Source organism: Stutzerimonas chloritidismutans, assembly GCF_020783375.1.
Lineage (GTDB): Bacteria > Pseudomonadota > Gammaproteobacteria > Pseudomonadales > Pseudomonadaceae > Stutzerimonas > Stutzerimonas kunmingensis.
On record NZ_CP086067.1, the window covers coordinates 1,473,949 to 1,495,113 of the forward strand.

General features: G+C 63.9%; 20 protein-coding genes. 17 read left to right on the plus strand and 3 right to left on the minus strand.

The features are described from left to right. Window positions 1–89 precede the first annotated feature (89 nt). The 11 genes from LLJ08_RS06870 to LLJ08_RS06920 all read left to right on the plus strand — a co-directional run bounded on the left by LLJ08_RS06870 (window position 90) and on the right by LLJ08_RS06920 (window position 12,612). Window positions 90–617, plus strand: coding sequence for a winged helix DNA-binding protein (locus LLJ08_RS06870; protein ID WP_046618750.1), 528 nt, complete (start codon window positions 90–92; stop codon window positions 615–617). A 26-nt stretch (window positions 618–643) separates the two neighbouring features. Continuing rightward, the gene (gene recJ / locus LLJ08_RS06875) at window positions 644–2,359 is read left to right on the plus strand and encodes a single-stranded-DNA-specific exonuclease RecJ (RefSeq protein WP_228208544.1); all 1,716 of its coding nucleotides are present in this window, start codon (window positions 644–646) and stop codon (window positions 2,357–2,359) included. 128 nt (window positions 2,360–2,487) lie between these two features. After that, window positions 2,488–4,581, plus strand: coding sequence for a molybdopterin oxidoreductase family protein (locus LLJ08_RS06880; protein ID WP_228208545.1), 2,094 nt, complete (start codon window positions 2,488–2,490; stop codon window positions 4,579–4,581). Between the two features lie 95 nt (window positions 4,582–4,676). Beyond that, window positions 4,677–5,786 (plus strand): NADH:flavin oxidoreductase/NADH oxidase, encoded by a 1,110-nt coding sequence (locus LLJ08_RS06885; protein WP_228208546.1) that lies wholly within the window; start codon window positions 4,677–4,679, stop codon window positions 5,784–5,786. 43 nt (window positions 5,787–5,829) lie between these two features. Further along, on the plus strand, window positions 5,830–6,546 hold the full coding sequence (locus LLJ08_RS06890; RefSeq protein ID WP_042926252.1) for a tellurite resistance TerB family protein: 717 nt from the start codon (window positions 5,830–5,832) through the stop codon (window positions 6,544–6,546). A 124-nt stretch (window positions 6,547–6,670) separates the two neighbouring features. Next, a protein-coding gene (prfB, locus tag LLJ08_RS06895) for a peptide chain release factor 2 (RefSeq protein WP_096780450.1) occupies window positions 6,671–7,766 on the plus strand; the annotation gives its coding sequence in 2 pieces (ribosomal slippage) (window positions 6,671–6,742 and window positions 6,744–7,766; 1,095 coding nt in all). Window positions 7,767–7,830: 64 nt separating this feature from the next. Further along, window positions 7,831–9,333, plus strand: a complete 1,503-nt coding sequence (gene lysS / locus LLJ08_RS06900; RefSeq protein ID WP_045666686.1) for a lysine--tRNA ligase — start codon at window positions 7,831–7,833, stop codon at window positions 9,331–9,333. Between the two features lie 90 nt (window positions 9,334–9,423). After that, window positions 9,424–10,719: a flavohemoglobin expression-modulating QEGLA motif protein gene (locus tag LLJ08_RS06905; protein WP_003283839.1), complete on the plus strand. Its 1,296-nt coding sequence runs from the start codon at window positions 9,424–9,426 to the stop codon at window positions 10,717–10,719. 42 nt (window positions 10,720–10,761) lie between these two features. Beyond that, on the plus strand, window positions 10,762–11,421 hold the full coding sequence (locus LLJ08_RS06910; protein WP_045667018.1) for a Bax inhibitor-1 family protein: 660 nt from the start codon (window positions 10,762–10,764) through the stop codon (window positions 11,419–11,421). A gap of 62 nt (window positions 11,422–11,483) precedes the next feature. Further along, on the plus strand, window positions 11,484–12,230 hold the full coding sequence (locus tag LLJ08_RS06915) for a TIGR00266 family protein (protein WP_042926247.1): 747 nt from the start codon (window positions 11,484–11,486) through the stop codon (window positions 12,228–12,230). Between the two features lie 58 nt (window positions 12,231–12,288). Next, complete coding sequence (locus tag LLJ08_RS06920; protein ID WP_045667019.1) at window positions 12,289–12,612, plus strand: PA3694 family proteiin; 324 nt, start codon at window positions 12,289–12,291, stop codon at window positions 12,610–12,612. Window positions 12,613–12,680: 68 nt separating this feature from the next. Here the strand turns inward: LLJ08_RS06920 and lptF are convergent, their stop codons facing one another. From lptF to LLJ08_RS06935, 3 genes are all read right to left on the minus strand, one after another. After that, window positions 12,681–13,463, minus strand: a complete 783-nt coding sequence (lptF, locus tag LLJ08_RS06925) for a lipotoxin F family OmpA-related lipoprotein LptF (protein WP_045667020.1) — start codon at window positions 13,461–13,463, stop codon at window positions 12,681–12,683. A 51-nt stretch (window positions 13,464–13,514) separates the two neighbouring features. Next, window positions 13,515–13,907 carry a DUF4398 domain-containing protein gene (locus LLJ08_RS06930; RefSeq protein ID WP_014820986.1) on the minus strand — a complete coding sequence of 131 codons (393 nt, stop codon included), beginning with the start codon at window positions 13,905–13,907 and terminating at the stop codon, window positions 13,515–13,517. 286 nt (window positions 13,908–14,193) lie between these two features. After that, entirely contained in the window at window positions 14,194–14,544 is a 351-nt protein-coding gene (locus tag LLJ08_RS06935) for a hypothetical protein (RefSeq protein WP_014820985.1), read from the minus strand. Window positions 14,545–14,768: 224 nt separating this feature from the next. On the opposite strand from LLJ08_RS06935, the gene ppc reads away from it, so the two are divergent. The 6 genes from ppc to LLJ08_RS06965 all read left to right on the plus strand — a co-directional run bounded on the left by ppc (window position 14,769) and on the right by LLJ08_RS06965 (window position 21,164). Then, window positions 14,769–17,408 (plus strand): phosphoenolpyruvate carboxylase, encoded by a 2,640-nt coding sequence (gene ppc, locus LLJ08_RS06940; RefSeq protein WP_014820984.1) that lies wholly within the window; start codon window positions 14,769–14,771, stop codon window positions 17,406–17,408. A gap of 244 nt (window positions 17,409–17,652) precedes the next feature. Continuing rightward, entirely contained in the window at window positions 17,653–18,300 is a 648-nt protein-coding gene (adk, locus tag LLJ08_RS06945; protein ID WP_041014541.1) for an adenylate kinase, read from the plus strand. 143 nt (window positions 18,301–18,443) lie between these two features. Next, window positions 18,444–19,121: a tRNA (adenosine(37)-N6)-threonylcarbamoyltransferase complex dimerization subunit type 1 TsaB gene (tsaB, locus tag LLJ08_RS06950; protein WP_014820982.1), complete on the plus strand. Its 678-nt coding sequence runs from the start codon at window positions 18,444–18,446 to the stop codon at window positions 19,119–19,121. A 64-nt stretch (window positions 19,122–19,185) separates the two neighbouring features. Continuing rightward, window positions 19,186–19,530, plus strand: a complete 345-nt coding sequence (locus LLJ08_RS06955; RefSeq protein WP_228208547.1) for a hypothetical protein — start codon at window positions 19,186–19,188, stop codon at window positions 19,528–19,530. 74 nt (window positions 19,531–19,604) lie between these two features. Beyond that, the gene (locus LLJ08_RS06960; protein ID WP_228208548.1) at window positions 19,605–20,402 is read left to right on the plus strand and encodes a DUF72 domain-containing protein; all 798 of its coding nucleotides are present in this window, start codon (window positions 19,605–19,607) and stop codon (window positions 20,400–20,402) included. Window positions 20,403–20,471: 69 nt separating this feature from the next. Beyond that, a complete protein-coding gene (locus LLJ08_RS06965; protein WP_228208549.1) occupies window positions 20,472–21,164 on the plus strand; it encodes an extensin-like domain-containing protein in 693 nt (230 codons plus the stop codon). Window position 21,165 lies beyond the last annotated feature (1 nt).

Genomic DNA, 21,165 nt, shown 5'->3' on the forward strand with positions numbered 1-21,165 from the left:
CGTCTGAAGTGCCTGAACGGACATTGCTGTATCCTTGCCCGCCCCATCGATACGAACGGCGCTGCCGCTTCATCAATCAGGAACTCAAGATGGTTGACGCCAAAAGCCCCCGCCCGTTGCGATCTTCGATCGTCGCTTCGGCGCACCTCGCCGAGCAGTCCCAGGAACTGTCTGAACTGGAGTACGGCATCATCGTCGCCAGCGCCGCGCTGATGCGCTGGATGGAGCGTTGCATGCAGGCCTGCGGCACGGTAGAGATGAACGCGCTGGACGTCATGGTGCTGCACAACCTCGCCAGCCGCGGCCGCGCCAAGCGACAGGCGGATATCTGCCTGCTGCTCAACGTGGAAGACACGCACACCGTGACCTACGCGCTGAAGAAGCTGAGCAAACTCGGCCTGGTGGAAGGTGCCAAGCAGGGCAAGGAAATGTTCTATCGCACCACCGAAAAGGGCCGCGCGCTCTGCCAGGAATACGCCGACATCCGCCGCGAATGCCTGATCGCGTCGTTCGAGAACCTGAATATCGATCCCGATGAGATCCACCGCCTGGCCGGCATGCTGCGTGCCATGTCCGGGCTGTACGACCAGGCCGCTCGCGCCGCCACCTCCCTGTAAACGACTTGCACCGAGCCCGGAATTCCATGCGTATCGAACCCCGCCCCCTGCCCGAGCAGCTGCCCGACCTTGGCGAGCTGCCGCCGCTGCTGCAGCGCCTCTACGCGGCCCGTGGCGTGACCTGCGCTGAGGAGCTGGACAAGGGGCTGGCGCGGTTGATTCCTTATAAGCAGCTCAAGGGCATCGATGCGGCGGTGGAGCTGCTGGTCGAGGCGCTGGAAAAGCGCCAGCGCATCCTGTTCGTCGGCGATTTCGATGCCGATGGCGCCACGGCCAGCACCGTAGGTGTACTTGGCTTGCGCCAGCTTGGCGCTGCCCACGTTGATTACCTGGTGCCCAATCGCTTCGAGTACGGGTACGGTCTGACGCCTGAAATCGTTGCCGTTGCCTTGCAGCGCGAGCCCGATCTGCTGGTGACGGTGGACAACGGCATCTCCAGTGTCGACGGCGTGGCGGCGGCCAAGGCCGCAGGGCTCAAGGTGCTGGTCACGGACCATCACCTGCCGGGCTACGAACTGCCGGCGGCTGATGCCATCGTCAACCCCAATCAGCCTGAGTGTGCCTTTCCCAGCAAGTGCATCGCCGGTGTCGGGGTCATCTTCTATGTGCTGCTGGCATTACGCGCTCGCCTGCGTGAGCTGAACTGGTTCACCCGTCAGGGCTGGACCGAGCCGAACCTGGCTGAGCTATTGGATCTCGTGGCGCTGGGCAGTGTCGCCGACGTGGTACCGCTGGATGCCAACAATCGCATCCTGGTCCATCAGGGCTTGGCGCGGATTCGCGCTGGGCGGGCGAGGGCGGGCCTGCGGGCGATCCTCGAGGTGGCCGGGCGCGATCATCGGCGCATCACCTCCACCGACCTGGGCTTCATTCTCGGCCCGCGGCTCAACGCGGCCGGGCGGCTGGATGACATGTCGCTGGGCATCGAATGCCTGCTCTGCGAGGACGAGGCACTGGCGCGCGACATGGCGGTCCAGCTCGATGAGTTGAATAAAGACCGCAAGAGCATCGAGCAGGGCATGCAGCGCGAGGCGCTGGCGCAGCTCAAGGACCTGCCGCTGGAGGATCTGCCGTTCGGCCTGTGCCTGTTCGAGGCGGACTGGCATCAGGGTGTGATCGGCATCTTGGCTTCGCGCCTGAAGGAGCGCTACCACCGCCCGACCATCGCCTTCGCCGATGCTGGCGACGGGCTGCTCAAGGGGTCGGCGCGCTCGGTGCCGGGCTTTCATATCCGCGATGCGCTGGATGCGGTTGCCGCCAAGCATCCGGGCTTGATCAGCAAGTTCGGCGGGCACGCCATGGCGGCCGGGCTGTCGCTGCCGCAAGCCAACTTCGGTGCCTTCGCCGCCGCCTTCGATGCCGAAGTGCGCCGCCAGCTGTGCGAGGACGATCTCACCGGTCGGCTGCTCACCGACGGCCAGCTCAGCGTCGAGGAGTTCCACCTGGAACTGGCGCGTGCGCTGCGCAACGCCGGGCCCTGGGGCCAGCACTTTCCCGAGCCGATGTTTCATGGGGTGTTCCAGCTGGTGCAGCAGCGTATCGTCGGCGAGCGCCATTTGAAGCTGGTGCTGAAAAGTGAATGTGGATCGCTGACCCTCGATGGCATTGCCTTCAACATCGACCGCGAAATCTGGCCGAATCCGACGGTGCGCTGGGCCGAACTGGCCTACAAGCTGGACGTCAACGAGTACCGCGGCCAGGAAAGCGTGCAGCTGATGGTGGCGCATATTGCCCCGCGCTGATCGATGCATGCCGGCTGACGATAGGCCGGCTGAATCCAGCGCCATTCCCCGTCAAGACGTCTGATTGTTGCCCGCGGCCATGGCGCCTAGAGTGGCTGGACAACAACAGCGCCATGCGGGAATCCGAAATGAGCGACACGACCGTCCATCACCGTGCCTGTCACCTGTGCGAAGCCATCTGCGGCCTGACCATCCAGACCGAAGGCGAGCGCATCCTTTCGATCAAGGGCGACCCCCTCGACAGCTTCAGTCGCGGCCATATCTGTCCGAAAGCGGTGGCGCTGCAGGACATCCAGAACGACCCTGACCGGCTGCGCCACCCGATGCGCCGCTGCGGCGATGAGTGGCAGGCGATCGGCTGGGACGAGGCGTATGAACTGGTCGCCGAGCGCCTCGCTGAGATCCGCGAGCGCCACGGCGGCAATGCCGTGGCCATCTACCAGGGCAACCCGAGTGTGCACAACTACGGGCTGATGACCCACAGCAACTACTTCCTCGGGCTGCTGAAGACGCGCAATCGCTTTTCCGCGACCTCGGTCGATCAGCTGCCGCATCACCTGACCAGCCATCTGATGTACGGCCACGGCCTGTTGCTGCCGGTGCCGGACATCGATCACACCGATTTCATGCTGATTCTCGGCGGCAACCCGGTGGCTTCCAACGGCAGCATCATGACCGTTCCTGACGTGGAGAAGCGGCTGAAGGCAATCCGCGCCCGAGGCGGCAAGCTGGTGGTGGTCGACCCGCGGCGCAGCGAGACCGCCGCGATCGCCGACCAGCACCTGTTCGTCCGCCCCGGACAGGACGCCGCGCTGCTGTTCGGCCTGCTCAATACCCTGTTCGAGGAAGGCCTGACGCGTACCAGCGAACTTCCGCTGGACAACATCGAGGAAGTGCGCACGGCAATCGTCGCCTTCAGCGCCGAAGCGATGAGCGCTCGTTGCGGTGTTCCGGCTGAGCAGATCCGCCAGCTGGCGCGAGATTTCGCGGCGGCGGACAAGGCGGTCTGCTACGGACGCATGGGCGTTTCGACCCAGGCCTTCGGCACGCTCTGCCAGTGGCTGGTACAACTGATCAACCTGGTCACCGGCAATCTCGATCGGGTCGGCGGCGCGCTGTGCACCGAGCCCGCGGTGGATCTGGTGGAAACCACCTCCGGCGGCCACTTCGCCGCCTGGCGCAGCCGGGTGTCGCAGTTGCCGGAGTACGGCGGCGAGCTGCCGGTAGCGGCGCTGGCCGAGGAAATGCTCGAGCCTGGGGAGGGACAGGTGCGTGCACTGATCACCGTGGCCGGCAACCCGGTGCTCTCCACGCCCAACGGGCGCAAGCTGGAGCAGGCGCTGGATGGCCTGGAGTTCATGCTCAGCGTGGACTTCTACATCAACGAAACCACTCGCTATGCCGACGTGATCCTGCCACCGACCGCGCCGCTGGAGCACGACCATTACGACGCGACATTCAATCTGCTCGCCGTGCGCAACGTCACCCGCTTCAACCAGCCGGTGCTGCCCAAGCCCGAGGGTGCGTTGCACGACTGGGAAATCTTCATCGGGCTGGCTAAGGCCTACGCGGGGCGGGTGGGCGTCGAGCTGAAGCCCACCATGCCGCCGCAGCAGATGATGGACCTGGCGCTGCGCCACGGGCCATACGGCGACAAGTCCGAGCGCAAGCTGAGCCTGGCAGCACTGGAGGATTATCCCCACGGGCTGGATCTCGGGCCGCTCAAGCCGAACCTGGCGAGGCGCCTGAAAACGCCGAACAAGCGCATCCAGGCCGCGCCGGCGCTGATGCTGGACGATCTGCAGCGTTTCGCCACGCAGTCTCAGGCGGGTGTCGACGAGCTGTTGCTGATTGGCCGTCGCCATGTCCGCAGCAACAATTCCTGGATGCACAACTACCAGCGCTTGGTGAAGGGCAAGCCGCGTCATCAGCTGCTAATGCACCCTACGGACATGGCTGCTCGGACGTTGCAGGATGGCCAGCGGGTGCGCGTGCATTCGCGGGTCGGCGTGGTCGAGGTGGAGGCGCTGGCCAGCGAGGAAATGATGCCCGGCGTGGTCAGTCTGCCCCATGGTTGGGGACACGCCCGTCCTGGCGTGCAAATGGATATCGCGCGGCAGCAGCCGGGCGTTAGCAGCAATGACCTGACCGATGAGCGTGAGCTGGACGTTTCCGGCAACGCGGCGCTCAACGGTGTGCCGGTGCAGGTCAGCGCCGCCTGAGGCTCACAGTTCCACCGATGTCGGGCTGGGCATGAGCGGCGAAACGGTCTCTACTGACGGGTGTCAAATCCGCATCACCGACAGTAGAGGCCGACATGTCCCAGCTTTTCCAGCCGCTTACCCTGCGCCAGCTCAAACTGCCCAACCGGATTGCCGTATCGCCCATGTGCCAGTACTCGGCGAAGGCCGGGATGGCGAACGACTGGCATCTGGTGCATCTGGGCAGTCGAGCCGTCGGTGGCGCCGGGCTGGTGATCATCGAGGCGACGGCGGTCAGCCCTGAGGGGCGTATTTCGCCGGACGACCTCGGCATCTGGTCCGATGAGCATGTCGAGCCGCTACGCCGTATCACCCGCTTCATCGAGGCGCAGGGCGCGTTCGCCGGCGTGCAGCTGGCCCATGCCGGGCGCAAGGCGAGTACGTGGCGGCCCTGGCTCGGCAAGCATGGCAGCGTGCCCATCGCCGCTGGCGGTTGGACCCCGGTCGGCCCTTCGACCATTGCTTTCTCGCCTGAACATGCCGTGCCGACGGCGCTGGACGATGCCGGCATCGCGGGCGTCGTGCAGGCGTTCGTCGAGGCGGCCGAGCGCTCATTGGCAGCCGGCTTCAAGGTCGCCGAGGTGCATGCGGCCCATGGCTACCTGCTGCATCAGTTCCTTTCGCCGCTATCCAATCAGCGCCAGGATCGTTACGGCGGCTCGTTCGATAACCGTATCCGCCTGCTCCTGGAGGTTACGGCGGCTGTTCGCGAGGTCTGGCCCGAGGAATTGCCGCTGTTCGTCCGCCTCTCGGCGACCGACTGGGTCGATGATGGCTGGAATGCCGACGAAACCGTCGAACTCGCGCGGCGGCTCAGGGAAATTGGCGTCGACCTTATCGACGTGTCATCCGGCGGCACTGCTGCCAACGCCGATATTCCAGTCGGGCCGGGCTACCAGACCCAGTTCGCCGAGCGCGTGCGCAAGGAGGCGGGTATCGCCACCGGCACGGTCGGCATGATCACCGAGGCGGTGCAGGCCGAACACATCCTGCGCACCGGCCAGGCCGACCTGATTCTGCTCGCCCGCGAACTGCTGCGTGATCCGTACTGGCCGCTGCATGCCGCCGAGGACCTGCGTGACAGTTCCGTGGCCTGGCCGGCGCAGTACGTGCGTGCCGCCCATCACGACACGCCGATTCGCCAGGTGCCCGAGTCGTTTGACTGAGCACTTCTGTTCAAATCCTGATTCAATCCGTTTGGGGACTTCGATGAAAACCAGTGGCCTTCTCGATCAACTGCTCAGGTCCGGTCAGGACCTGCTGCAGAAGCAGCAATCCAGTGCAGGCGGAAAACCTGGCAAAGGCGGTTTGAGCGACCTGCTGTCCGGCGTTGGCGGCGGTTCGCTCGGCAATGCCCTGTCGGGTGCCGGTGGCGGCGCGCTGGCGGCCGGTGCCATGGGGTTGCTGCTGGGCAACCGCAAGGTACGCAAGATGGGCGGCAAGGCGGTGACCTACGGCGGTCTGGCTGCACTCGGCGTGCTGGCCTACAAGGCGTACAGCAACTGGCAGGCACAGCAGGGCGGGACGCAGCAGCAGACGCCACAAACCATCGATCGCCTGCCGCCGGCAGAGGTCGAGGTGCACAGCCAGGGCATTCTCAAGGCACTGGTGGCAGCGGCCAAGGCCGACGGCCATGTCGATGCCCGAGAGCGTCAGCTGATCGAGGCGGAGCTGGGCAAGCTGGCCGATGCTGATCTGCAGCACTGGCTCGAAGCTGAGCTGAACAAGCCGCTGGACCCGGCTGACGTGGCCAGTGCCGCCAGTACCCCGGAGATGGCTGCGGAGATGTACCTGGCCAGCGTGCTGATGGTCGACGAGGAGCATTTCATGGAACGTGCCTATCTGGATGAACTTGCCCGCTGCCTGCAGCTCGATCCGCAACTCAAAGCCGAGCTGGAAAGCCAGGTACGCGGTGTGAGTGCCTGATCGACCGTCATGAGGGCAAATCCGTTTCCTGACCGTCCGCCGGCACGTCCGGCGGGCTGTCAGCACGGGTTGGCTGAGTTATAATCGCCGGCTTTTGCACCGTCCGATTGAGAGCTGCCTACCTATGGAAATCAACCCGATCCTCAACAGCATCAAGGACCTGTCCGAGCGCACCCTGTCAATTCGGGGGTATCTTTGACTACGATCAGAAGCATGATCGTCTCGTCGAAGTAAACCGCGAACTCGAAGACCCCAACGTCTGGAACAAGCCCGAATACGCCCAGAGCCTGGGCCGTGAACGCGCCACCCTGGCGCAGATTGTCGAAACCATCGATGACCTCGATGGCGGACTTGCCGACTCTCGCGACCTGCTCGACATGGCGGTCGAAGAAGATGATCAAGGCGCCGTTGATGATGTGGCCGCCGAGCTGGACCGTCTGCGCGGAATCCTCGAAAAGCTCGAATTCCGCCGCATGTTCAGCCACGAGATGGACCCGAATAACTGCTACCTGGACATCCAGGCCGGTTCCGGCGGCACCGAGGCGCAGGACTGGGCGAACATCCTGCTGCGCATGTACCTGCGCTGGGCCGACAAGCGCGGTTTCACTGCCGAGATCGTCGAGCTGTCCGAGGGCGAAGTCGCCGGCATCAAGGGTGCCACGGTGCACATCAAGGGTGAATATGCTTTTGGCTGGTTGCGCACCGAGATTGGTGTACACCGCCTGGTTCGCAAGAGCCCGTTCGACTCCGGCGCGCGCCGCCACACCTCGTTCTCGGCAGTGTTCGTCTCGCCCGAGATCGACGACAGGGTCGAGATCGAGATCAACCCGGCCGACCTGCGCATCGACACCTACCGTTCCTCCGGTGCTGGTGGTCAGCACGTCAACACCACCGACTCGGCCGTGCGTATCACCCACGTCCCGACCAATACCGTGGTGGCCTGCCAGAACGAACGTTCCCAGCACGCCAACAAGGACACCGCCATGAAGATGCTGCGGGCCAAGTTGTACGAACTGGAAATGCAGAAGCGCAACGCCGCCTCTCAGGCGCTGGAAGACAGCAAGTCGGACATTGGCTGGGGGCACCAGATCCGTTCCTACGTGCTCGACGACTCGCGCATCAAGGATCTGCGTACCGGTGTGGAGCGCAGCGATTGCCAGAAGGTGCTCGACGGCGACCTCGACGGGTACCTCGAAGCCAGCCTGAAACAGGGGCTCTGAGAGCAGCTGCAAGCCTCAAGCCGCAAGCACCTCCATTGAAACGATTTGACCGGGACGACCCGCAATGAGCGAACAACCGCTGAACCAGCACGCCATCCAAGAGGAAGAAAACAAGCTGATTGCCCAGCGCAAGGAAAAGCTTGCTGCCGTGCGCGAGCAGGGCAATGCCTTCCCCAATGACTTCCGTCGCGACCGCTATGCAGGCGACCTGCAGAAACAGTACGCCGAGAAGACCAAGGAGGAGCTGGAGGCGGCCGCCATTCCGGTCAAGGTCGCCGGGCGCATCATGCTCAACCGCGGGCCGTTCATGGTGCTGCAGGATATGAGCGGGCGCATCCAGGTCTATGTCGATCGCAAGACGCTGCCGGCCGAGCAGGTCGAGGCGGTCAAGCACTTCGACCTGGGCGACATCATTGCCGCCGAGGGCACACTGGCGCGCTCCGGCAAGGGCGACCTGTACGTCTACATGAACAGCGTGCGCCTGCTGACCAAGTCGCTGCGTCCGCTGCCGGACAAGTTCCACGGCCTGACCGACACCGAGCAGCGCTATCGCCAGCGCTACGTCGACCTGATGGTCAACGAGGAGGTGCGCGAAACGTTCCGCGTGCGCTCCCAGGTCATCTCGCATATCCGCAAGTTCCTCGCCGAGCGTGACTTCCTCGAAGTCGAAACGCCGATGCTGCAGACCATTCCCGGCGGCGCTGCGGCCAAACCGTTCGAGACCCATCACAACGCGCTGGACATGCCGATGTTCCTGCGCATCGCGCCGGAGCTCTACCTCAAGCGTCTGGTGGTCGGTGGCTTCGAGCGCGTGTTCGAGATCAACCGCAACTTCCGCAACGAAGGCGTCTCGACCCGGCATAACCCCGAGTTCACCATGCTCGAGTTCTACCAGGCTTACGCCGACTACGAAGACAATATGGATCTCACCGAGGAGCTGTTCCGCGAGCTGGCCCAGGCCGTGCTTGGCAGCACCGACGTGCCCTACGGCGACAAGGTGTTCCACTTCGGCGAGCCCTTCGCGCGGCTGTCGGTGTTCGACTCGATCCTCAAGTTCAACCCGGAAATCTCCGCGGATGACCTGAACGACGTCGAGAAGGCTCGCGCCATCGCCAAGAAGGCCGGCGCCAAGCTGCTCGGCCACGAAGGGCTGGGCAAGCTGCAGGTGATGATTTTCGAGGAGCTGGTCGAGCACAAACTGGAACAGCCAACCTTCATCACTGAATACCCGTTCGAAGTCTCGCCGCTGGCCCGACGCAATGATCGCAACCCCAACGTCACAGATCGCTTCGAGCTGTTTATCGGTGGCCGCGAGATCGCCAACGCCTATTCCGAGCTCAACGATGCCGAGGATCAGGCCGAGCGCTTCCACGCCCAGGTAGCGGACAAGGATGCCGGCGATGACGAGGCCATGCACTTCGACGCCGACTTCGTTCGTGCGCTGGAATACGGCATGCCGCCGACCGCCGGCGAGGGTATCGGTATCGACCGCCTGGTGATGCTGCTGACCAACTCGCCTTCGATCCGCGACGTGATCCTCTTCCCGCACATGCGTCCGGAACTCTGATCCACTGAGCGTCGACCGACCCGCAGTGTGCCGGCCTCGGCCGCTGCGGGTATAACCTCAAGGGTACGGGTCATCCGTGAAGAGGGACTGATGAACAGCCGTAACAACCTGGACGAGTATCAGACCATCGTGCGCGGGCTGTCCGACCGCATCGTCGAGGCGCAGACGCCAGTGCGCGTACTGGACGCGGTGAAGTGGGACGAGAATACCCGCCAGGGTTTTTTCGCCGCCAAGGGCCGCGAGCTGCCGAAGATTGATCGCGGCTACTACGAGGGCCGGCCACTGGCCTTCGATTCCAGCGCCAAGAAGCAGGAATTCCAGGACATCGAGCGCGACATCACCCGTCAGCTCGGTCAGTTCAACCCAGTCGGGCAGATCATGCGGCGCATGTGCAAGGAATACCGCATGGTCATCCGCATGCTCGAGGCGCGTGGCACACCGGACTTCGGCATGATCTCCCAGGAGCTCTACGGCGCGGCATCCGACGCCTTCCATGCTGGCGATCCAACCCTGGCCGACCTCGGCCTCATGCTCTCCGACTATCTGAACAACATCGCCGACCGTGGCGACCTGCGTGACGAGCCGAAGAATCTCACCGCGCCGCAGGCCGTCGAGCTGCTGCAGAAGCGGCTGGATGTGGTGTTCGGCGAAGGCGAGGGCGTGATCCGTGTTTTCGAGTCCGACGGCATCCTCGCCGATGCGGCAGCGGGCGCCGACTACATCAAGATCCGCAGCGACGCGCTGTTCAACGAGCGTGACGTGCGCGCGCTGGAGGTTCACGAAGGCCTGGTGCACGTCGGCACCACGCTCAACGGGCAGAACCAGCCGATCTGCACCTTCCTCGCCAAGGGGCCGCCGTCTTCAACGGTTACCCAGGAAGGCCTGGCAATCCTGATGGAGGTGATCGCCTTCGCCTCCTACCCGACGCGCCTGCGCAAGCTGACCAACCGCACCCGCGCCATCCACATGGCCGAGGAGGGCGCGGATTTCCTCGATGTGTTCGCCTTCTTCCGCGAGCAGGGCTATGGCGACGACGACTGCTACAGCAATGCCAGCCGGGTGTTCCGCGGCTCGACCCCCGATGGTTTGCCCTTCACCAAGGACCTGTCCTACCTGAAGGGCTTCATCATGATCTACAACTACATCCAGCTAGCCGTGCGCAAAGGCCGGCTGGAGCAGATCCCGCTGCTGTTCTGCGGCAAGACCACGCTTGAGGACATGCGCACGCTGCGCCAGCTGGTGGACGAGGGCATGGTCGTCCCGCCCAAGTATCTGCCGCAGCAATTTCAGGACCTCAATGCGCTGTCGGCCTGGATGTGCTTCTCCAACTTCCTAAATCACCTGAGCCTGGATCGCATCGAAGCCGACTACGCGAACATTCTCTGATCCCGAATATCCGACACCACTCACGCAAGGAAGCGTAACGATATGGAAAACCCCGTCTTCGCCCGGCGTGCGAACCCGATGGATCGCACACTCTCACCCGCTGCGTATAACCTCGTCATTGGCCTCACGCTCTGTTGGGGCTTCTGGGTCAACTGGTGGATGGTCGGCAACATCCCGGTCGAGTCCATTCGCAGCATCCATCCCTGGCTGTTCTTTGGCGGCTACTTCGCCAGCTGCCTCACCGGCGCCTGGCTGTTTCATCGTTCGAACCAGCCCTGGGTGAGTTTTTTCGGCTACAACCTGGTCGTGGTGCCGTTCGGGCTCATCGTCAACCTGGTGGTGAGCCGCTACGACGCCTCTCTGGTGCATGAGGCGATACGCATCACCGCGCTGGTTACCCTGGGCATGATGCTGCTCGGCACGCTGTTTCCGAAGTTCTTCGCCAGCATCGCCGGTGCGCTGACAGTGGCGTTGTTGCTGGTGATCGTCGTCGAGTTGGTCGAGGTGTTCATCCTCGGCATTCATCACGGCGTGATCGACTGGATCGTCGTGCTGATCTTCTGCGGCTATGTCGGCGTGGACTGGGGCCGGGCGAATCAGATCCCCAAGACGCTGGACAATGCCATTGACAGCGCAGCCGCGCTCTATATGGACATCATCAACCTGTTCCTGCGTATCCTGCGCATTCTCGGGCGCAAATAGGCAACGGCGGGACGCTGCCGGATCCTTGCAGCGCCGCAACCCGATCGCTTCAGGAGCTCGCCGTGTCCAGCCACGAACTCGAATACGAAATCCTCGGTCAGTCCGCGCAAAGCGTGGAGATCATCCTCGATCCAGACGAGACGGTGATCGCCGAAGCCGGAGCAATGAACTACATGACCGACGGCGTGCGTTTCGAAGCGCGCATGGGTGACGGTTCGGCGAGCGGCGTGCTCGGCAAGCTGTGGGGCGCGGGCAAGCGCATGTTCACCGGCGAGTCACTGTTCCTCACTCACTTCACCAATGAAAGCAAGGCCAAGGCACGCGTGGCCTTCGCCGCGCCTTATCCGGGCACAGTGGTACCGATTGATCTTGCTGCCGTGGGCGGCAAGCTGTTTTGTCAGAAGGATGCCTTTCTCTGCGCGGCTTATGGCACGCGCATCGGCATAAGCTTCAGCAAGCGCATCGGCGCAGGCTTCTTCGGTGGCGAGGGATTCATCCTGCAGCGCCTGGAAGGCGATGGGCTGGCCTTCGTGCATGCCGGCGGCACCGTGATTCGCAAGGAGCTGAACAACGAAACCCTGCGGCTGGATACCGGCTGCCTGGTGGCCTTCACGCAGGGCATTGACTACGACATCCAGCTTGCCGGCGGCCTCCGGAGCATGCTGTTCGGTGGCGAAGGGCTGCTGCTCACCACCCTCAAGGGCACCGGCAGCGTCTGGATCCAGAGCCTGCCCTTCTCGCGCCTGGCCGAGCGGGTCTACGAGGCGACCTCACAGGCCCGCGGTGAAACCCGCGCCGGCGGTAAATGAGCCGCAGGCGACTCTCGAATTTGTCACAATGCGCCTCTTTGCCTCGATGAGACCGTCCATGTCCGAACGCAATCCCATTCCCCTGATCCTGACCGCCATCGGCAGCGTGCTTGGCACGGTCGCGGTGCTGTCCTATTACGGCTACGTGCATATCGCCAAGCCAGAGGATGCGTTGCTGCTGGCTGACTACACCATGCTCAAGACCGTTCCCGGCGAGGATTACCGGGTATCGCTGAAGCCGGCGTCGCAGGTGGCTCAGTGCATCGATGGTGTGCTGGTGCTGTTCGATACCGAACAGAAGGGCCTGACAGGCGTGCTGGTCGACAGCAAGAAGCGCGCCGTGCGCTGCATGGGTCAGGATGCGCCGCAGGAGAGCAAATAAAACAGCCCGTCAGGGCGACGGGCTGCTAAAGGGGCAGGGCATCAGCTCGCCATGCCCACGGTCCGTGGTCACTCCATCGACGAACGTGGCGCGACGCGCTGGCTGTCGTTGGAGATAGTCACCTCGACGCGGCGATTCATCGCGCGGCTGGACGGCGAGTCGTTGCTCGCAACCGGGTATTGCTCGCCATAGCCCACCGCCTGGATGCGCTGTGGATCGACGCCCGCGTGGGTCAATGCGCGGCGCACGGATTGGGCGCGGCGCTCGGAAAGCTGCTGGTTGTAAGAGTCGGAGCCGGTGCTGTCGGTATAACCCTCGACTACCACCTTGCGCTCCGGATTCTCGTTCAGGAACTCAGCGAGCTTCTGGATGCCGCGCATACCGGCCGGTTTAAGTTCGGCCTTGTCCAGGTCGAACAGCACGTCACCGAAGGTCACCAGGGTGCCGCGCTCGGTCTGCTTGGCCTGCATGTCCTCCTGCAGCTTGCGGATCTGCGCGTCCCGGGCTTCGAGGCGGGCTTCGGCGCGCTGCGCGGAGGCCTTCCCGAGTTCATCTTCGGCTGCGCGCAGGGCGATCGTCTGTTCGGCCAGTTCAATGCGGCGCTTGGTCAGGTAGGCCAGCTGGTCCACCGTCTCTTCGTCGGCATCGTTCAGATACGCCTTGTTGGCCTTGTCCAGCATGTTGCTGGCGTCCTGGGTCTCCAGGGCTGCGACCTTGCTGGAGCGGGCGTCGCTCTGCAGTGCGGAGAAGCTGCTGCGCGCCTCTTCAAGGTTCTGATTGGGCTGGTTGGCGCAGGCCACCAGGCCGATGCTCAGGGCCAGCATGGTAGGTAGGGTTACGAGCTTGTGCATGACGAGTTCATCCTATTGGCTATAAACGGAATGGCGGGCGCGGCGAGGGAATCAGCGAACGTTGCGCATGCCTTCTTCGCGCAATTCCTGAATCCCCTGCTGCGCATCTTCGACGGCCTTCTGAGCCTTCGCCGCTTCAGCCTTGCGTTGGGCTACGCGGGCATCCCATTCGGCCTGTTCGGCCAGCTTGCGGGCTTGTTCGTAGTTTTCTTTCTGCATGGCCAGTTCGGCCTCTTTCCACTTTTCCTGCGCGGCGCGCATTTCCACTGCGGCGTACTCGGTACCACCAGCGCTTACGGCGCTGCGCACGGCCGATTCAGTCACGGCGAACTGCTCGGTCGGTGGGTTGCCGGCGCATGCGGTCAGCAGCAGGCCACCAAGTGCAATGGCCGCCAGCTTGGGTAGCTGAAATCTCGAAGCGTGGGTTGCGACAGCTTTGTTCATGGTCAGTCTCCAGTTCGAATTGCTCAACGAATAGCTACCGTCCCTGGCCGGGCAGTGTGCTGAATAGGGCACTACCGATGTCGGGACATATTTTTGTGAGGCCAAATGGCGCTAATCGTTCAGTGAAAGTTGGCGGGCTAGAGCGGTTGTCATCGGGGAATCCGCTACCAGCGCGGTATTAACGGGTTGAGACTGGCCTACGCGGGCAGGGCGGGCGTATGCAACAAAGGTGACCTGTGTGATGGCGCCCTGAGCGGGCGCCGAGCGTACAGGGTGCGCTTTCGGGTCAGGCCGGCGGGGTGGAAGACGCTTCCTCGTCGAGCATGCGCTTGAGGTGTTTGCGCGAGAGCTCGAGAAAGCGCGGGGTGGGGCCGACGTCCTCGTAGACCGGGTCGCCCTGTTCGTCAGTGGCGATGACCTGGGTGCCGCGCTCATACGGCAGGCTGGTTTCGACGGCTTCGAGGGCCGCACCAACCAGCTCGCCGAGCAGCGCTTCGGTGCTGCGCTTGGGGTACATCTCGGCGAGCGCCGCGAGCCGCGCCGCGCTCTCGACGTCCAGCGGAATGCTGTAGGTTGTCTGGCTCATGTGACCCTTGGCGTCCCGTTCCCAATGGCTGACCAGCTCGGAAATTCTCATGATTACTCCTTTGCCCGCGCTTACGAGCGGTGATGACATGTGCAATCGTGCTGTCCGCAACAGGGTCGTCGGCGTTGACGCCTTGTCATGACCGGATGCTGTGGGCACTCTGGTTGGAGGTAATTTCAGCGTAGCCGTTCAGGATCGTTTTCTCCGCGGCGCGTCTGATAAGCAGCGGCGAGTCGCTCATGTGAAGGCGGCAGCCCAGGAGGAGCAAGAAGGTCATGGCGAAAATCATCGACGCGCGCCTGCGCGACAACGTACACCTGCTTGGCGAACTGCTCGGCAACACCATTCGCGCCCAGCATGGCGACCAGTTCTTCGACAAGATCGAACGCATCCGCAAGGGTGCCAAGGCTGCACGCAAAGGCTCGGCCGAGGGTGCGCAACTGCTGTCCGAGACGCTCGACAGCCTTGACGAGAATGAACTGCTGCCGATGACACGGGCGTTCAACCAGTTCCTCAACCTGGCCAATATCGCCGAGCAGTACCATCAGGTTCGTCGCCGTACGGCAGGCGAGCCGGTACCGTTCGAAACCAGCGTGTTCGCCGATCTGATCGAACGCCTCAAGGCCGCCGGACACGGCGACGAGTTCATTGCACGGCAGGTCAGCCGCCTGGAAATCGAGCTGGTGCTGACAGCGCACCCCACCGAAGTTTCACGGCGCACGTTGATCCAGAAGTACGACGCCATCGCCGAACAGCTGGCCGCACGGGACCACACCGACCTCTCCGACGCCGAGCAGGCGAAGATCGAGCTGCAGCTGCAGCGCCTGATCGCCGAGGTCTGGCACACCGAGGAAATCCGTCGCAACCGACCGACGCCGGTGGAAGAGGCGCGGTGGGGCTTCGCCGCCATCGAGAACTCGCTGTGGAAGGCCGTACCCAATGTATTGCGCCAGACCGATGCGACGCTCAGGCGGACGACCGGCCTGCACCTGCCGCTGGAAGCCGCACCGATCCGCTTCGCCTCCTGGATGGGTGGCGACCGCGACGGCAACCCGAACGTGACCGCGATGGTATCCCGCGAAGTGTTGCTGACCGCGCGCTGGGTGGCTGCCGATCTGTACCTGCGGGAGATCGAAGGGTTGATCACCGCATTGTCGATGAGCGAAGCCAGTGAGGAACTGCTGCGCCTGACCGGTGATTCGGCCGAGCCATACCGGGTCCTGCTCAAGCCCCTGCGTCAACGGCTGCGGGCGACCCGGGAGTGGGCGCGAGCGGCCATCGAGCATGGCCAGCCGGCTCCGGCGGAAGTGCTGCAGGACTGCGCCGAGCTGCGTCGGCCGCTGGAACTCTGCTACCGCTCGTTGCATGCCCGCGGGATGGGCATGATCGCCGATGGCGCGCTGCTTGACTGCCTGCGGCGACTGGCGGTGTTCGGGCTGTTCCTGGTACGGCTGGACATTCGCCAGGACGCGGCACGGCATGCCGCAGCGCTGGCGGAAATCACCGATTACCTCGGGCTGGGCGACTATCAGGCGTGGGACGAGCAGCGGCGACTGGACTGGCTGCAGCTTGAACTGGGCAATCGCCGCCCGCTGCTGCCGGCGCATTATCATCCGTCGGCCGATACCGCCGAGGTGCTCGCCACCTGCGCGGTGATCGCCGAGGCGCCAGCGGCGTCACTTGGCTCCTATGTCATTTCCATGGCCCATGCGGCCTCCGATGTACTCGCCGTGCAGTTGCTGCTCAAGGAAGCCGGCCTGCAGCGACCGATGCGTGTGGTGCCGCTGTTCGAAACCCTGGATGACCTGAACAACGCCGCTCCGATCATCGACCGCCTGCTCGCGCTGCCCGGGTATCGCCAGCGTCTGCATGGCCCGCAGGAGGTGATGATCGGCTACTCCGACTCGGCCAAGGATGCTGGCACTACTGCCGCCGCCTGGGCCCAGTACCGCGCTCAGGAACGGCTAGTGGACGTATGCCGGGAGCACGACGTCGAACTGTTGCTGTTCCATGGCCGCGGCGGCACCGTGGGGCGCGGCGGTGGCCCGGCGCATGCGGCGATCCTGTCGCAGCCGCCGGGCTCGGTAGTCGGGCGCTTCCGTACCACCGAACAGGGCGAAATGATTCGCTTCAAATTCGGGCTGCCGGACATCGCCGAGCAGAACCTCAATCTGTACCTCGCCGCGGTGCTCGAGGCGACTCTGTTGCCGCCGCCGATGCCCGAGGCCGACTGGCGTGAGACCATGGATCGCCTGTCCGCCGAAGGGGTGGCGGCCTATCGTGGCGTGGTACGCGAGCATCCGCTGTTCGTCGATTACTTCCGCCAGGCTACACCCGAACTGGAACTGGGCCGTTTGCCGTTGGGTAGTCGTCCCTCCAAACGTCGCGAGGGTGGGGTGGAAAGCCTGCGGGCGATTCCCTGGATTTTCGCCTGGACGCAAACGCGGCTGATGCTGCCCGCCTGGCTTGGGTGGGAGCAGGCGCTGCAGAGCGCACTGACGCGCGGGGAGGGCGAGCGGCTGGCCGAAATGCGTGCGCGATGGCCGTTCTTCACTACGCGCATCGACATGCTGGAAATGGTGCTGGCCAAGGCCGATGCCGATATCGCAAGGCGTTACGATGAGCGCCTGGTGCAGCCGGAACTGCTTTCCCTTGGTAGCGATTTGCGTGACCGATTGTCGCAGGTGGTCGGCGCTGTGCTGAGCGTGACCGGCCAGGCCGATCTGCTCGACCACAGCCCGAAGACCCAGGAGGCGTTCAGTCTGCGCAACACCTATCTTGATCCGTTGCACCTGCTGCAGATAGAACTGCTGGCTCGCTCAAGGCAGCAGCAGAACCCGGCAGACAGCCCGCTCGAGCAGGCGCTGCTGGTCAGTGTGGCGGGTATCGCGGCGGGCTTGCGCAACACGGGCTGAAGTGGCGGTTCCCGGCGCTCAACGGCTGCGCGATGCGTAGTCGTTGAGCGCAACTCGCGTCGAATCGCGACATTTATGCGGGTCGATAGACGCTTTCGGGACGGCTTGTGCCGCCTCGGTGCGCTGTGTATCGTGTTCAACCTTTTGTCGCATGGCGGCAAACCAGAATTTTTGATTCGTCAGCGAAGAGCCACTCCGGCCCGCTGGCAGGATCGCCCCCTTCTAAGAAACTCGAGGACTCATCATGCGTGTGATTCTGCTGGGAGCGCCCGGTGCCGGAAAAGGTACCCAGGCTGGCTTCATTACCAAAAAATTCGGTATTCCGCAGATCTCCACGGGCGACATGCTGCGTGCCGCAGTCAAGGCGGGCACCGAGCTGGGCCTCAAGGCCAAGAGCGTGATGGATGCCGGTGGCCTGGTTTCCGATGATCTGATCATCAATCTGGTCAAAGAGCGCATCGCGCAGCCGGATTGCGCCAATGGCTTCCTCTTCGACGGCTTCCCGCGCACTATTCCGCAGGCCGAAGCTTTGAAGGAAGCAGGCGTGCGCATCGACAACGTTATCGAGATCGCCGTGGACGACGAGGAGATCGTCGGCCGCATCGCGGGTCGCCGTGTGCATCCGGCTTCCGGCCGCGTCTATCACACCGAGCACAACCCGCCGAAGGTTGCTGGCAAGGACGACGAAACCGGCGATGAGCTGATCCAGCGCGAAGACGACAAGGAAGAGACCGTGCGTCATCGCCTGTCCGTCTACCATGCGCAGACCAAGCCGCTGGTGGACTTCTACCAGAGCCTGGCAGCCGCGGAAGGCACGCCGAAGTACAGCTGCATCGAAGGTGTCGGTTCTGTGGACGAGATTACGGCCAAGGTGTTCGCTGCACTGAGCTGATCGACGCTGCCTGGCACGAGCGATAGAAATGCCCGTATCGAAAGATACGGGCATTTTTTTGCCCAGAGATCAGGGCAGGCGCGAAAGAACCCGCTCCGCGAATACGTTAGAATCGGCGCCTTTTTACCGACCGGACCGACCCGATGACCACTCTGCTGGCCCTGGATACTGCCACCGAAGCCTGCTCAGTCGCGCTGTTGCACGACGGCAAGGTGCTGAGTCACTACGAGGTGATTCCGCGCCTGCATGCCCAGCGGCTGCTGCCGATGGTGCAGACGCTGCTCGGCGAGGCCGGGGTTGCGCTGTCCGCGGTGGATGCCATCGCTTTCGGGCGGGGGCCAGGTGCCTTTACCGGCGTGCGGATTGCCATCGGTGTGGTGCAGGGCCTGGCGTTCGCGTTGCAGCGGCCGGTGCTGCCGGTTTCGACCCTCGCGACCATTGCCCAACGGGCCTGGCGTGAGCACGGCGCCGCGCAGGTCGCGGCGGCCATCGATGCGCGCATGGACGAAGTCTACTGGGGCTGTTATCGCGAGCAGGCCGGGGAGATGCAGCTGGTCGGCAGCGAGGCCGTGCTGCCGCCCGAGCAGGCGGTGCTGCCGCGCGATGCAGGTGAGGACTGGTTCGGCGCCGGTACCGGCTGGGGTTACGCCGAGCGGATAACCGCGGCCGTACGTGCGCACGACGCCGGGATGCTGCCACATGCCGAAGATCTGCTGAGTCTGGCTAGTTTCGCCTGGCGCCGAGGCGAGGCGCTGGAGGCCGATCAGGCCCAGCCGGTCTACCTGCGGGACAATGTTGCGACGCCCAAAGGGATCAAATGACGAGGAACGTTGCCAAACTCCTGGCTGCCCGTTAGAGTCGCCGGGCCTCTGATCGAGTCCAATGATGCGCGTCGAAAGCTCCTTTCCCGTTCCCTATTCAACGGATCGTTCTGCCCGTACCGGCAGGGCGGCGGATAGCTATGGGGAAACGCAGCGGGTCGCGCAGGCGCAGCGCGGGGTCGACAGCCGCTCCGGTCAGGATTACCAGCCCCAGGCCGATCGTCCGCAGCAGCGGGTCCATTCCAGCGCGCTGGTCGAACGCTACTCCGCATTCCGCTATGACGAGCCGCAGCCCGAGCGCCCACTGACCAGTCGCGTGGCCCAGGCGCTGGCCAGCTACGCCAGCACCGCCAGCATGAGCGTCGAGTTCGACGGCGCAGAGGTGCTCGGGCTCGACCTCTACGCCTGAGGCGGTTCGATCTGCCAGAGCTTCCCTATTACATCGGTTGTCCCTCTTGGAACGAGAGTGCCTGGCTCGGCTCGTTGTACCCGACGGCTACGCCGGCTACCGATTTCCTTGCCGCCTACTGTTCCACGTTCAATACAGTCGAGGGCAATACCACGCTGTACGCCTGGCCATCGGAGCAGAAGGTCCAGCGCTGGGCCGGCGAGATGCCCGAGGGCTTCCGCTTCTGTGCCAAATTTCCCCGCGATGTCAGCCAGGCCGGCGATCTGCGTGCGGCGCTGGAGCAGGCGCATGCCTTCCAGCGGCTGTTGCTGCCATTGGGGCGAAGGGTAACGCCGTTCTGGCTGCAACTGCCCGCCAGCGTTGGGCCATCCAGATTCAGCGAGCTTGCGGCGTTCATCGATGGCTTCGACGCAGCGCTGGCGATCGAGGTGCGGCATCCCGGATTCCTCGACCGAGGGGATGGCGAGCGCGTGTTGAACCGATTGCTGCGTGATCGCGGCATTGAGCGCATCTGCCTAGATACCCGCGCGGTGTTCAGCTGCCACTCTCGCGACCCCGCCGTGTTGCATGCGCAGAGCAAGAAGCCGCGTCTGCCGGTACGCCCGGTGGCATTCAGCGATTCGCCGCAGGTGCGCTTCGTCGGTCACCCCGAGCTGGAGGCGAACGACGCATTCATGGCGCCCTGGCTGGACAAGGTGGCTGGTTGGATCGAGGCCGGCAAGACGCCGCACGTCTATCTGCATACCCCCGACAATCATCGTGCGCCCGAGCTGGCGATGCGTTTTCACGGTTTGCTGAGCGAGCGCTTGCCCGGCCTGCCGGCCCTGCCTGCATTGCACCCTGCGCCGCAGATGTCCTTGCTGACGGATTGAGCCAGCGATCTCGACCAGTTTTGTAAAACATCCCTCTCAACTTCGCGCGTTGGCTGTTGCCCATAAGGAATGACCTTTGGCCGTTTCTTTCTTCTCCTGTTGTTGCTGCTTGCCGGCTTCGCCCTGGCGGTGCGGCAGGACCTGATCGACATCCCGCCGCGATGGAACCCCTGGGCGCCGCTGGACATCCGTGAGCCGCCGAACCTGTTGACGCCACTCAAGCTACGGCGCCTGCAGCAGGACCGAACGCTCTGCGAACAGGCGCTCGCCACGGCGCCGCTGCGTTATTCAGCCGTGCCGGACAGCACGCCGGAGCCCGGCTGTCCGGTCGAGAACAGCGTTCGGGTGCAGGGCTCGGACGTGCGGTTCAACGGGCCTTTTCTCGCCACCTGTCCGCTGGCGGCGGCTTATGCGATGTTCGAGCTGCACGGGCTTCAGCCGGCGGCCCAGGCAGTATTCGAGCAGCCGGTGGTGCGCATTGATCACTTCGGCAGCTTTGCCTGTCGCAACATCGCCCGCAGCAACCGCCGCAGCCAGCACGCCAGCGCCAATGCGCTGGATATGGCGGGCTTTCACCTTGAGGATGGCACCCGCATCACCGTGGCTCGGGACTGGCAGGGCGAGGGCGACAAGGCGCGTTTCCTGCGGCTGGTTCGCGATGCGGCCTGCGATGCGTTCAACGTGACGCTCGGGCCGGAATACAACGCGGCCCACCACGACCACTTTCACGTCGACATGGGTGGCTTCGGCATGTGCCGCTGAA